This is a genomic window from Halioglobus sp. D3-4 (genome assembly GCF_055809315.1).
In genome coordinates this window covers 1,671,977-1,685,817 of record NZ_CM147907.1, presented here as the reverse complement: position 1 = coordinate 1,685,817, position 13,841 = coordinate 1,671,977, and the positions used below count along the sequence as shown (strand labels likewise).

Here is a 13,841-nt window from a genome sequence, read left to right as displayed (position 1 = left end):
ATTGAAGGGGAACTGCAAGAACCCCATTAGAGCTCCTCTACACTCAAACCCAGCTCCTCGCGCAATGCAGCGGTCGCATTCAGTTGTCCTGAGCTGGTAATTATTGCCGTACTGGCTAGTTCTGGCTTCAAGTATGTTTCCACGACTCGGCGCAGATCATCCAGCGTAACGCCTAGTACGCGTTGTCGGAACAATTCCCTGGATTCGTGGCTGCGACCGAAAAGGCGGTTGTGGAAGTGTTGCTTTGCCTCCCCGGCTGGTGAGCTGGGCTTGTCCATGCTGCCGATGACGCCGAGGATCGATTCTTCCAGCGCGCGGTAATCATGGCGATTGTCCAGCATCCATGACACCGCCAGATCGAAATCCTGCAGGGTTCCCGCAAGCCTTGGGTCACGGTAGGAGTAGAAACGAAATGCCGCCACACCAGAATCCTGCGATGCGCCACCGCCGTAAGCGCCGCCTTGCTCGCGTATGGCCCGGTGCAGATAACCGTTGCGCAGGAATCCACCGAGTACCGTGAGTGCGGCGGCATCGGGATGCTGTTCCGGCACGGTGGGGTAAGCACGGGCACAGAAGTTGACCTGTGTGTTGGTCAGCCACAGCTCGGCGCGGCGTTCGCGAATGGTTGGCAGGATGAAAGCGGGGCGTTGCGCACCGGGTTCGGCCTGTGACCAGATCGCACTGGCGGTCTCTGCGACTTCGCCTACCTTGTGCTCTTCCGCAATTGCAACAAATTGCATAGAAGAGCCCAGCAGGCTTTCGTGTAGCTGCGACAGCCGATCCGCCAGTTTCTGCAGCCCATCGGTTTCCGCCAGGCTGTCGTCAAGCAGGCGCAGTTTACGTATGCCGGCCAGCCCGGACTGGTGGTGATGAAGCTGCGCCAGAGGGCTCATACCCGCGCAGGCTGCTGTCATCGCAAGACTGTGACCATTGCCGGTGATTGACTGATCGCGGCGCGCGCGCTGTTGATTCACTAAATCCCGAATGCGGTTGGTCTCAGTAAAGCGCACGCTGTGTAGCGTGTCGTGCATGAGCTGCGACTGCGCTTCGGTATTGCGTAGCAGCGCCTTGGACGACAGTGAAAAATGCGCGTTGATCGACTGTTCATTGTCGGCGTTGCCGCGCATGGCGACAAATGCAGAAATCGAACCTACGGTTGCCGCCTGACGCTGTTGCACTGCCATATACGATTCCTCACCGAGGCCCACTTCGGTGAGAATGTTGCTGTACAGAGGTAGAATTTGCAGCTGTTCATCGTCCAGTGGCGGCAGCGGGGCCACCGTCTGCTGATAGACGATGCCATTGGTTCCCTGAGCATACGTGGTAAACGGGAGTCCGTGCAGCTGCATTTCCTTGAAAGTCAGCTCGGGCAGCGAGGCGGGTACATCGCTAAGTTCCACCTTGGGCAGTACGCTGTCGTCGTCGACTTGCGCCTGACGCGCGATCAGATCGGCGGCCAGTTGCACGGTAGCTTCGCGCTGTTCTGCTGTCATAGCGGATTTGATATCGGCCAGGCGCGCTTGTTCTTCCTCGCGCTGGCGGGTAGAGAGCTGTTTGTCCGGTGTCATCACCAGTGTTACGCGGTGCGTGTTATCCAGCAGCAGCTGCCGCGCCAACTGACGGATATAGTCGGGGTTCTGGATCTGCTTTTGGAGGTCGGCGATCACAGGCTCCAGGTTCAGCACGGCGATGGGGTCACTGTAATGTGTGGCGCAACCGAGAGCCTGCAAAATGAGTTGCAGGCCATAGGGATAGCCATCACCGGTGATTTCGCGCTGGTGCAGTTCCAACTGGTGCAGTACTGCCTCCAGTCGCTCCTGGCTTACACCTTCTTCTGCGACCTGCTCGATGACGCCGAGTACCAGTGTTTCCAGTGCATCGGCGTGTTCCGCCTCACTGCCTTCGATGCCACAGCAAAATACCATCTCACGCATGGAGTCCTCCAGACCGCAAAGCGGCGAAGGGGAGCGTCCCAGCTCAGTGGTTTCCAGCGCGTGCTGCAGGGGTGAGGCGCTATTGTCCAGTAGTACGCTGGACAATAGCTGCGCTTCCAGCAGCTGTTTCAGGTCCGAGCTTTCACCCAGCATCCAGCCAATTACCAGATGTGTTTTGTTGTCGGTAGTGTCGTTCTCGTCATAGACAAAGCTGTCCTGCACACGCAGTGGCTGTGGCAGACGTTGCTCTGGTTGTACCTGAATGCGCTCGGGCAATTTGTCGAAGTGGTGCAGAGCCTTCTCTTCAAACATTCGCTGGTGTTCGCTGGCTGCGATATCGCCAAACGTCATAAATATGGCATTGCTGGGGTGATAGTGGCTGCGGTAGAACGCCTGCAGCTGTTCATAGCTCAGATCCGGAATATGCCGGGGATCACCGCCACTGTTGTAGTGGTAGGTACTGGTAGGGAAGAGGTGCTCACACAGTTTGCCCCACAGTACGCTGGTGATGGAGCTCATTGCACCCTTCATCTCATTGAACACAACACCCTTGAATACGAGATCGCTGTCGGGATTGTCAGCCTCGGAAAATTCAACTCGATGGCCTTCCTGGGCAAAGTCCAGCGGGTCCAGTCGTGAAAAGAACACGGCATCCAGATAGACCTGCAACAGGTTGTCGAAATCCTTGCGGTTCTGGCTGGCAAATGGATAGGCTGTCCAATCCGAGCTGGTGAAGGCGTTCATGAAGGTGTTGAGGGAGCGGCGCAGCATCATGAAAAAGGGGTCGCGTACCGGGTAGTGGGCACTGCCGCAGAGCGCTGTGTGCTCGAGAATGTGAGCAACGCCGGTAGAGTCCTGTGGTACCGTGCGCAGTGCGACCAGAAATACGTTCTCACTGTTGCTGGAGGCGAGGTGGTAGTGGACCGCGCCGGTCTTTTTGTGTTTGTACTGCTCCACCCGTATATTCAGCGATTCAATGCTCTCCTCGCGGACAGCCTCAAAGGCGGGGTGGGCGTTGGGATGGGCGCGGGCGCTGTTACTCATAGTGTATCTCGACAAAAATGTATGTGTGGGCGAGGGTGTTGCCCAGTTTGGAACCGGCAAAGGGCGCTATTCTAACGCGAATTTGATTCACTGTACTGGGGTTTGCGGAATATCACCCGCTGGCTGCAATTCAATCCGGTACATCCACGGCCAGCGCTTGCCGGTTACCCAGATTCCGCCGTCGGAGGGGTTGCGGGCGATGCCGTTCAAAACATCGGTGCCCGGGCGATATTCCTCCGCCGGCAACAGCCCCTGCAAATCGATGCTGGCGGTGACCTTGCCGGTGCGCGGATCGATGATGACGATACGGTCGCTGTACCAGATATTCGCCCATATCGCGCCATCGACCCATTCGAGCTCATTCAGCAGGGTGACAAGTCTGCCGGCCTCAGTGACAGTGATGGACCGTAGGATGTGTGCAGTGGCCGGTGACATGAAGTGCAGCCGGGCGCTGCCATCGCTGTAGATCAGTTCGCTGCCATTGTTCGTCAGGCCCCAACCCTCACCGCTAATCGGCAGCGAGCGCTGCAATGCAAGGTCGGATTGCCGGTAGACCAGCATCGCGCGATTGCGCCAGGTCAGCTGGTAGATATAGCCGTCCAACACGGTAAGCCCTTCGGCGAAGAACCGCTTGTCCAGGTGTGTTCCTGCATCGAGCCGACCGTCGGGGAAGTGGTAGCGCAACAGTCGCGACTCACCGTAATTGCCAGCACTCACATAGAGGTAGTCATCCAGGATCTCCAGACCCTGCACAAAGTGGTCTCGCGACTGGGGTTTCTGGTCCGTGACTATGACACGGTACTGCTGTACCGGGTCGGCAAAGGCCGGCAGGCAGGCAGTGAGTAACAGCAGAATGCGCAGTAAGGTCATTGCGGTATCCGGTTGCGGGACAGATCGCGGATGATAAAGCGCGCCGGTGACAGCGCGCGACACAGGGTGCGGCTAAGCGGTGGGGGTTCTCCGCAGATCATACTGGCGAGCAACTCCGCGATAAGCGGTGTTGAGGCCAGGCCGCGCGACCCGTGCGCCGCATTGACATACAGGCCGGGGAGATACCGTCCGCGCTGTGGGATCGACTGCCTTGCATTTTTGCGCAGCGCGCCAAAAGTATCAATAAACTCGTCAATCTCCGGCACCGGCCCCGCTACGGGTAGGTAATCGGGGCTGGCGCAGCGGTATCCAACGCGGCCCTTCAGCACCGATGGGTCCAGCGCCGTCAGCGTCGAACTCCAGCCCGGGACGGCAGCGGCCAGCTTGGCCAGGTTGTCTCTCGTGTCCTCCTCGCGTAGCGCGGGGTCTGCAGTATTTAGGTTGAAGGATGCACCCATGCTGTGGGTGCCCTCGCGGGCGGGGGCGATATAGCCCTCATGGCAGAGCGCGGCGCGCAGTGTGGCGGTCTCGTCGTTTAAAGGTAATTCGGTAATCTGGCCGCGTATCGTCTGCAATGGCAGCCAAGTTAGGGGTTGAAGTGCGGTGGTGCCGGTACCTGCGGCGACGACAGCAACACTGGCCCGGGCCAGCGTTCGGCCATCGGCTGTGGCGTGCCACGCAGTGCCATCGCTGTGCAGGCTCACATTGCCGCAGTATTCCAGAACGCGGATATTGTCCCGATTAGTGAGCGCTCGACACACTGCCGCCGGGCGTATCCAGCCCGATCCCGGGTACCAGTATCCCGCGCGAGGTTGCGCAATGCCCAGAATGCGATTGGCCTGTTCGGCGTCAAGTACCTGCGCCAGGTCCTCCAGCCCCGCAAGTACTTCGCGCAGTGCGGCCATCTCATCGACATTGTCCGTTTGTTGAAAGCTGCCGCACAGATCGCCATCGAGATCTTGTTGTAACTGGCCATCACGGAACAGGGTGCGATAGAACGTGCTTGCGAAGATAAATCCCTGCAAAGCGAAATCCACCAGTGCAGAGTGCTTGCGTGACAGTCGCGTATAGAGAACGCCCTGATCGTTGCCCGAGCCACCGCTGGACAGTGCATCCTGTTCCAGCAGCGTGACGTTTATCCCGCGGTTGGCCAGTGCTGCGGCTGTGGTGCAGCCTGCCAGCCCGCCGCCGAGCACTAGCACATGTTCGGGCCTGTCCGGCGAGTCTTTGGGCAGATCCCATGGGGACAGGCCCGTGGTTGGTGATGCCGGGGTTGTCGCATTCATGACGCCCCGCAGGCACTCTCGTTTGCGGCCATAGCCCGGTACCTTGCTGACACAGAACCCGGCCGCCGACAGTTTGCGTCGGACGTGGCCGGCAGCCGTGAAGGTCGCTAGCGTGGCGCCGGGGCGGCTGAGAGCCGCCACCGCATCGATTATCGACGCCGACCACATTTCTTCATTCTGGCTGGGAGCAAATCCATCCAGATACCAGGCGTCTATCAGCCGCTGTTCCCTGCCCGCCAAGTCGGCGAGGGCGTCGTCTGCGTCTTCCCACCAGAGATCAAGCCGCAGACCTTCCTCCAGCAACAGACGGTGCAAGCCAGCCAAAGGCTCGGGGTACGCAGCCAGCAGTTGCTCAGTTAGGTGGCTCAGCGTTGGCCAGGCAGACAGTGCGCGCGCGAGGTCCCGCCTTGTGAGGGGGTGCTTCTCTATCGACACGAAGTGCAGTTGCGGGCGGGGCAGCGGCATATCGCGCCAGGCCTGCCAGGTCAGTAGAAAGTTGAGGCCGGTGCCAAAGCCCAGTTCAGCGATACAAAATCGCGTACAGGATGGTGTTTTCCAACGCTGGGTCAGTTCGCTCGCCTGCAAAAAAACGTGTCGGCTTTCCTCCAGCCCGTTGTCCTGTGAATAGTATACGTCGCCAAAATTGTCGGAGGTCGGTACCCCGGTTTCACTCCAGCGAAGTGTGGCTGTCGGTAGCGGCCGCCACGGCAGATTGTCGCGTTTCATCCGGCCTGCATCTTGATATCCAGCTCCTCGGGAAGCCACGCAGGAATGTGGGGCTTGCTTTCGGCCAGCAGATCGTCCACTGCGAATACGTGCAATTCTGGTGCGCCGTCCACCGGTCGATACAGAGTAATCACGAAATCCTGTACGCCACTGTGTTCGGGTAGTTCCACGGCCCATTGATCCGACAGGAGACTTATCGTTGTCTCTCCTGGCTGTAGTCTGACCTTGCCGATAAAGTGATTCTTGCCGACCGGTTTCAGGCTCCTGTTCTCCATGCTGACAAGCGTATCGAGCAAGTGGGTTTTGATATTGCAGATTGGGGCGATGTCGCGACGACTTTCAGGTATGCGGGGGTCCATCAGTCGCTGGCTAATCTCCGCCAGTGCAGTGCTGGCCTCACTGCCGCTGAGCCGCACCTTGTCTTCGCTGAAGGGTATCTTGTCTAGCGACTCAGCGTCGCGCTGTGCCAGTTCGCGCTGGGCCAATTCTTCGGACGTTGGGAGTATGCGTGCGGACTCTTCTAGTTCCTGATAGTAGTTTTGCAGCAATTCGTGTAGGCGTTCGACATTCTCGGCTTCCCGCGCCAGTGAGTATTGATCCTCGAGTGGGGCAGCGTGTTGACTTTCTATTGACTCTGCAACGGGAGCTGTGGCTTTAGCGGTAGAAGTTGTCGCCGCGGTGATCTCGTCTGACGTGTCGGAGGCACTCAGCTGCTGTGTGACTCTGATCTTGCCCCTTGCCGCGCGAATCTGCTGTTGTAACAGTTCTATTTCCTCTTCGGTGACCTCGATCAAACGTTCTTTGATATCGACTGCACCGATTGCCAGTGTACGCACCGCCGAATTGGGACTTTGTTCCGGGGGAGTCTCGTCGGGATGCACCATCTCCAGGGTTTCACGGAATTGGTCCAGCTCTGCTGTCAGCATCAGGCGTTGGTCGGTCAGGAATTGCAGCTTCCTGTTGACCTCGGGAGACTGCGCACCTGAAGGTCCACTCACCACAAATGCGCACAGCAGCGCCAGGTGAACCAGGCGGTGGCGCTTAACTTCTTGCATTTTTAGAAATACCCTTCGCATGAGCCCATAATATACAGAAAGCAGTGCATTCGCGTCTCTCAAGATTCAGTATTCAACCGACAGCGAAAGTCTGGTCCCAGAATCGAATCAAACTCCAATGTGTAGGATGATGAGACATCTTCACCGCTGTAGTAACCACTCCATGACATGCCGCCCCACACCAGGTCCATCAACGACAACGGTGAGGAGGGCTTCTCATATAAGTAGCCCCAACCGCCATCGGTTCCTGACAGGCGCACCTCCCTGAAGCGCTGCAACTGGCTGTCATCTATTGTTAATTTGACGCCCATAACCTTGGACTTTTGGTTTTGCCCGGGTGCTAACTCCAGACGCATCACGTCGCAATCGCGAGTGATAGCGCGTTCATTGTTGGTATCGTGCCAGGAAGTTGCACCCATTCTCGTGTTCTGCGTGAGGAACTCTGCGAACTTAAGATATTGTGAAAAGTGAAGAGCGCCAGCGTGGCGAGGGTCCTCGAATACGGGAACCCCCATACGCGTGCTCACTTCGATATTTTTCGCAGAAGAACTTTTCTGAACTACCGAAATCAAGTCAAAAGCTGATTGATGATAGAGCAAGCCAAGGGGCATCAGCAGCACCAACAACATACTACCTGCCTTGACACCAGGCAGTTGCACGTCTTGCAGTTGGCTAATTAGAAAGCTGCCCACGCTCAACCAGTACAGCATTACGATGGTTTGATATCTCGGGTCTGAGGGTTCATTGAAACCTGTTCTGCCGAGGGAACACGCCAGCGCTGTACCCAGCAGCAGGGTGGCCATCGCGAGATAGAATGTTTCCGCTGAGCCGCTATCAGGCTGCGCGGCAAACCGCTGGCGAGCCAATTTCACCCAGCCAAAAAGAATCAGGCAAACCGACGGTATGACATAGAGGTAGGCCAGCAGAGTCGGGGACTTCGACATGGGCGCACTGAGAAACCCGATAGTAAAGTCAAAGAATCGTTCCCTGAAATCGATCAAAACATCCAGATGGTTGCCGTATGGATTGGGGCCGCCTCCCGCATTGATAGCATCGAGTGCCATCTGGGCCACGGTTCTGATGTCGTGCATATAGAGAGCGACGAAAGCCAGCATAATAGGGATGACCCATAGGCTGTGTCTGGAGCGGAAATGCACAGCCAGTAGCACCAGCACCAGCGCGCCGATAACTCCGAGGAAAGTGGTATACGCCGCGATGATTGACAGCAGGCACGCACCGGCCGCCCGCAGCACCGTTATTTTTCTTCCGGGTGCAATAAACAGATAGATGCCAAGCGCACTGCACGCTGCACTGATATACCACAGGGAGTTTATCGGGCTGATCAAGTTTCTCGTCAACGTATAGCTACAGGTATAAATCAACGCCATTCCCAGTATGAAAGGCGGTACATGTGCGTATAGTGGTTTCGATAAGCGGGCAACATTGAAATACAGGTAGCACAGGGTCGCGATGCTCAGCCAGCTTCCCAGATAAAAAAGCGTGTTGTCGCCTGCGAGATAGGTGTAATCCGCCGCCATTAGTAGGCGACCGACGGCAATTCTGTGTGCCGAGGCGTGGGGTGCAATCCAGTCCTGCAGCGAGATGCTGCTCCAACCTGTTTCCACAACGGATTGCACAAGGGGTAGCAGGCTCACAGTGTCTTCGATCGGTATATCGATACGAAACCGTGCCCAGAAGAACCAATTGAAAAGCAGAGATAAAAAACCGGCCAACAAGCTGACCGCAACGAGGAGTTTCGGCACGATGTCTGTTAGCGGTGGGTATGCGGGTAATTTCACAGCCGCATACTACTTAGTTTGCAGTGGTGGCGCCAGTAGCACAGCGGCGTTGCGGGCGTTCTGCAACTGCGCCGTACAAGCGTGGCGCAAGGCATTGCCCGTCCTGCGTGAGGGCATTAGACTGCGTGCTTTACAGCCGGAGGTCTCCATGTCGCAATCGCAAGTCCAGTCCATGCCACAGGAAACATTCCTCTTGGTGGCGGTGAATCTGTTACACAAAGCCTTTATCGAGGCGACGAGGACCGAGGCCAAGACACTCTATAAGCGCATTACCGACGACGAGATCGTCAATTTGACCAAGGTGACACTGGCCGACGACTCTACGGCGACCTTTCAGCTCTCGCTTTCCTACAGTGAATTTCAGGGGCGACTCAATTTCGGTGCCTTTCGTGCCAGCGTGGCGACGCTGGTATCCAATATTTCCAGAGCGTTGCAAGAAAAGCGGGAACTGAAGGTCTTCAATGCGCTTAATGAGGGCAGTGCGATGATTTTCGGTATCACTGCGGTGACGCTGGAGGACGATCTGCACAATGTTATGGTGCTGGCGACTGATTCCAGTGAGGGCGAAGCTGCTACCGTACTACAGCTGATGTACCTTGATCCGTCACAGTTTGTCACCGCCGGGACTTCGGCGCCGGATGCTACGGCCTAGCTCTCGATCTGTACCTGCGGAGGCTCAGGGCTCTCCAATATGAGTTTTTCAGTCGGGGCCATCACTTCGGCGGTGCCGGTCACAACGCGCTTGTCGTGCTGATTCAGTACTGTGCAATCAAGAACAATGATGCCGCGCTTGTCTTTTTTCTCTGTCACCTCCAACGTCACTGTGATCGTATCCCCGTCTTTCACCGGCAGGCGAAAACGTAGAGACTGACCGAGATAGATCGAGCCGGGCCCTGGTAGTTTCATCGCGATGGCGGCAGAGATGATGGTGCCGCTGAGCATCCCGTGTGCGATACACTCCTTGAACTGAGTTTTTGCAGCATAGGTTGCGTCGAGGTGAACAGGGTTCACATCGCCCGACAGCGCAGCGAAAAGCTGGATGTCCCGCTTTTCAATCTGCTTGGAATAGGTTGCTGTTTGCCCTATCGTTATCTCGTTATACGTATAATTGCTGATTTGTGACATGTTCGTGATTCCCTGACCTTACACCCGCAGAAGCTTAACCCACTCGCGCGCCTGAGCGTGAATAATCTGATTGATGGACCCTACGCATGCAAGATTCACCCGGACCCGAGAGGCTCGCTCCGGTCATCAAGTATCCACCAGAACTGCCCATTGCCGAGAGTCGGCAGGAGATTGCGCGCGCGATCGCTGAGCATCAGGTGGTGATCATTGCCGGCGAGACGGGCTCCGGCAAGACCACACAGCTTCCGAAAATCTGTTTGGAACTCGGGCGTGGGAGTATGGGCCTCATCGGCCATACCCAGCCGCGTCGGCTGGCAGCGCGCACCGTGGCCGGGCGTATCGCACAGGAGTTGGAGACCTCGCTGGGTGATCTGGTGGGCTACCAGGTGCGTTTTACCGATCAGGTGTCCGAGAATACCGCCATCAAGCTGATGACAGACGGTATTTTGCTGGCCGAAATGCAACATGATCGATTGTTGCGCAAGTACGACACCCTGATTATTGATGAAGCGCATGAACGCAGCCTGAATATCGATTTTCTGCTCGGGTACCTGAAGCGTATCCTGCCGCGGCGGCCGGACCTGAAGCTGATCGTCACCTCGGCGACCATCGATGTAGACAGTTTCTCCCGGCACTTCAATGATGCGCCGATCATCGAGGTGTCTGGGCGTACCTATCCGGTAGAGACCCATTACCTGGGATTGGAAAAGAGCCGGGACGATGGCGCGGAGGAGGGCGCGGAGGCACAGATTGTCTCTCTGGTGCAGGAGATAGACGCGGGTCAGTTCGGGGCGCGCGGCGATATACTGGTCTTTTTGCCGGGCGAGCGCGATATCCGGGAACTTGCCAAGGTGCTGCGCCAGTCCACCGAACTGGAGATCCTCCCGCTCTACGCGAGGCTGAGTCAGGCTGAGCAGAATCGCGTGTTTGAGCGCACGGGGCGCAAATCCGGTATCAGGGTGGTCCTGGCAACCAATGTGGCCGAGACTTCGCTAACCGTCCCCGGTATCCGCTACGTGATTGACCCCGGCGAAGCCCGTATCAGTCGCTACAGCCATCGTACCAAACTGCAACGCCTGCCGATTGAGCCGGTATCACAGGCCAGCGCCAACCAGCGCCAGGGCCGCTGTGGACGTGTCGGCCCCGGCGTGTGTATCCGGCTGTATAGCGAGCAGGATTTTGCCAGCCGCCCGGAGTTTACCGACCCGGAAATTCTGCGCACCAATCTCGCTGCGGTTATCCTGCAGATGCTGACCCTGGGGCTGGGTGAGGTGGAGCAATTTCCATTTATTGATGCCCCCGATTCGCGCATGGTGCGCGACGGCTATAAATTGCTGGAAGAACTCGGCGCGGTGAGCTCAGCGGGCAAGGTCACTGCTATCGGCAAGCGCATGGCCCGGCTGCCGGTAGACCCCCGGTTGGCGCGTATGGTACTCGCCGCCGATGAGCGCGGCTGTCTGCAGGAGCTACTGGTAATCACCAGTGCACTGACCGTGCAGGACCCGCGCGAGCGGCCTGCGGACAAACAACAGCAGGCAGACCAGATGCATGCTCGGTTTCGCCACCCGCGTTCCGACTTCATAGCGTGGCTCAACCTGTGGCGCTACTACGATGAACAGCGCCAGGCGCTGAGCCAGAATCAGTTGCGCAAACTGCTGAAGCGTGAATTCCTGTCCTTCATGCGGATGCGGGAGTGGCGGGATATCCACACACAACTCAGTATCGCCTGCCGCCAGCAGGGTCTGAAAGTCCCCTCGGCACTGCCCCAAGAGGAAGATTATCAGGGCATTCACTCCGCCTTGCTCAGCGGTCTGCTAAGTAATATTGCGCAGCACAGTGAGCGCCGCGAATACCTCGGTAGTCGCAATCGCAAGCTGCAGATTTTTCCCGGATCATCGCAGGCACGGAAACCGCCCAAGTGGTTGGTGGCCGCTGAAATCGTCGAAACCTCGCGTGTTTATGCGCGCGAAGTCGGTGCCATTGAGCCGGATTGGGCGCTGGACATCAATCCCGAGCTGCTCAAACGGCATTACTATGAACCGCGCTGGCAATCCCGTCGCGGGCAGGTCGTGGCCTATGAAAGAATCAGTTTGTATGGGCTGACCCTGACGGACAAGCGCGTGGTGCACTATGGGCCGCTGGCGCCGGATGAAAGTCGCGCACTGCTGATTCGTGAGGGCCTGGTCTTGGGCAACTTCCGTCAGTACCCCAGGTTTCTGAAGCACAACCGGCGCCAGGTACAGCAGGTGGAAGAGCTGGAATCGCGCACCCGCCGCCGGGATATTCTGGTGGATGAACAGGTGTTGTTTGAGTTCTACGATGAACGTCTTCCCGAGGAGATGTACACAGCCGCAGCGCTGCACGCCTGGTTGAAGCGTAATCCCGAGCGCGAGCGCGCGCTCTATGTAACGCGCGAGGTACTGGTCGCACGCGATCCCGGAGAGGCTGTCGGTGAGCAGTTCCCGGACCATTTGATTTGGGAGGATATGCGTTTCAAGCTGAGTTACCAGTTCGAGCCGGGTCACGCTGCAGATGGTGTGTCCGTGACGATTCCGGTCGCGCTGTTGAATCGGACGCCGCGTGACCTTTTCGACTGGCTTGTGCCCGGTCTGCTACGGGAGAAATGCATACAACTGGTGAAGGGATTGCCAAAAGAAAAGCGCAAGCACCTGGTGCCGGCACCGGACTTTGTCGATCGCGCACTGCAAGAGTTGCAGCCAGACAATGTGGATTTGCGGGCCAGCCTCGCCCGGCACCTGTCAAAACTGGGGGGCATACGTCTGACCGTCGATGACTGGGATATTCAGAAGCTTGATGATTACTATCGCATGAATGTTCGCGTGGTTGATGCACAGGGCAAGCTGTTGGGGCAGGGGCGTGATCTGGATGTTCTGGTGCGGCAGTTTCGTGCGGATACACGGCAGAGTATCAGTGCTAACCCTCAGCCATCATTGACGCGGGAGGGCATCACACGCTGGGACATGGGCGAGATACCGCGGCAGTGGCGCTTTCGACAGGCCGGTATCGATATCGTCGCCTACCCGGCGTTGGTGGATAAAGTCGACAGCGTGGCCATCGAGCTGTGCGACTATTCCGGCGAGGCATTTCTGCGACATCGGCTTGGTGTGGTGCGTTTGTTGCGGCTGGCGGGCGCACAGCAAGTGAAGTTCCTGCGTAAACAACTGTTGCGTGGGAATGAGTTCAACCTGTTGCTGGCGGCGGCGCAATTGGAGCGCAGTGCGCTGGTGGACGATATGATAGATGCGGCCTATCTGCAGGGCATGGCCGCCTTTCCGGAACTGCCGTATACGGAGCTGGAGTTCCAGAACGTCGAGCAAGCTGTTCGTGGCGAGGTTATTACGCGCGGCAATGACCTCGAGGCACTACTGCTCAATGCGCTGCGCCCGCTGGGCGATGTGCGGCGTAAGATGGCGGCGCTGGAGCCCGGTAAGTGGCTAGATACGCAAGCGGATATCCACTCGCAACTGGCGCGCATATGGCGCGAGTCCTTTCAGCGCGATACGCCGGAACAGTGGCTGGCGCAGTATCCCCGTTATATGAAGGCGCTACAGTTGCGTCTGGAGCGATTGGCGGGGCAGTATCCGAAAGACCAGAAATATACCGGCGTGCTTGAGGCGCTGCAGGAGCCATTATTTGAGCTACTCCAAAAGCGCCCTGGGTTGTTGCTGTTGAGCGAGGAAGTGTGCACCTATCGCTGGATGCTGGAAGAGTTCCGCGTGTCCCTGTTTGCACAGAATCTGGGGACGCGGCAGGCGGTGTCGCAAAAACGTCTCGAGGAACAGTGGCAGCGGGTCGTTCAATACCTGCAGAATAACCCTCATTAAAGTAAGGTAAAGGCGCATTTATTTACCGTGGGAAATTTATGGCGTGAAACTTATCCTTTGCTATTCTGTCCTAACTACCACGGGGCAGGCTTGAGGCATGTCGACTTTCTAGCCGATTAACGCCAACAGCGCACCGGGCAGTTTTGCACTGTACTCA

General features: G+C 57.5%; 8 protein-coding genes. 2 read left to right on the top strand and 6 right to left on the bottom strand.

Features of this window, described 5'->3' with window-relative positions; translation table 11 throughout:
• Nucleotides 1-26: 26 nt before the first annotated feature.
• From AC0L6S_RS07285 to AC0L6S_RS07265, 5 genes are all read right to left on the bottom strand, one after another.
• Nucleotides 27-2,978 carry an insulinase family protein gene (locus AC0L6S_RS07285; protein ID WP_473427765.1) on the bottom strand — a complete coding sequence of 984 codons (2,952 nt, stop codon included), beginning with the start codon at nucleotides 2,976-2,978 and terminating at the stop codon, nucleotides 27-29.
• Between the two features lie 87 nt (nucleotides 2,979-3,065).
• The gene (locus tag AC0L6S_RS07280; protein ID WP_473427764.1) at nucleotides 3,066-3,848 is read right to left on the bottom strand and encodes a glutaminyl-peptide cyclotransferase; all 783 of its coding nucleotides are present in this window, start codon (nucleotides 3,846-3,848) and stop codon (nucleotides 3,066-3,068) included.
• Nucleotides 3,845-5,860, bottom strand: a complete 2,016-nt coding sequence (mnmC, locus tag AC0L6S_RS07275; RefSeq protein ID WP_473427763.1) for a bifunctional tRNA (5-methylaminomethyl-2-thiouridine)(34)-methyltransferase MnmC2/FAD-dependent 5-carboxymethylaminomethyl-2-thiouridine(34) oxidoreductase MnmC1 — start codon at nucleotides 5,858-5,860, stop codon at nucleotides 3,845-3,847. Before mnmC ends, AC0L6S_RS07280 begins: the two co-directional genes overlap by 4 nt.
• Nucleotides 5,857-6,915 carry a hypothetical protein gene (locus AC0L6S_RS07270; RefSeq protein ID WP_473427762.1) on the bottom strand — a complete coding sequence of 353 codons (1,059 nt, stop codon included), beginning with the start codon at nucleotides 6,913-6,915 and terminating at the stop codon, nucleotides 5,857-5,859. Before AC0L6S_RS07270 ends, mnmC begins: the two co-directional genes overlap by 4 nt.
• A gap of 59 nt (nucleotides 6,916-6,974) precedes the next feature.
• Nucleotides 6,975-8,714 carry a hypothetical protein gene (locus AC0L6S_RS07265; protein WP_473427761.1) on the bottom strand — a complete coding sequence of 580 codons (1,740 nt, stop codon included), beginning with the start codon at nucleotides 8,712-8,714 and terminating at the stop codon, nucleotides 6,975-6,977.
• Nucleotides 8,715-8,862: 148 nt separating this feature from the next.
• Between AC0L6S_RS07265 and AC0L6S_RS07260 the strand changes: the two genes are divergently transcribed.
• Nucleotides 8,863-9,366, top strand: coding sequence for a hypothetical protein (locus AC0L6S_RS07260; RefSeq protein WP_473427760.1), 504 nt, complete (start codon nucleotides 8,863-8,865; stop codon nucleotides 9,364-9,366).
• On the opposite strand, the gene AC0L6S_RS07255 is transcribed toward AC0L6S_RS07260, so the two are convergent.
• A complete protein-coding gene (locus tag AC0L6S_RS07255; protein WP_473427759.1) occupies nucleotides 9,363-9,839 on the bottom strand; it encodes a MaoC/PaaZ C-terminal domain-containing protein in 477 nt (158 codons plus the stop codon). The two genes, AC0L6S_RS07260 and AC0L6S_RS07255, sit on opposite strands and share 4 nt — an antisense overlap.
• Nucleotides 9,840-9,925: 86 nt before the next feature.
• Here AC0L6S_RS07255 and hrpA point away from each other — a divergent pair, with 86 nt between their 5' ends.
• Complete coding sequence (gene hrpA / locus AC0L6S_RS07250; protein ID WP_473427758.1) at nucleotides 9,926-13,684, top strand: ATP-dependent RNA helicase HrpA; 3,759 nt, start codon at nucleotides 9,926-9,928, stop codon at nucleotides 13,682-13,684.
• Nucleotides 13,685-13,841: the final 157 nt, after the last annotated feature.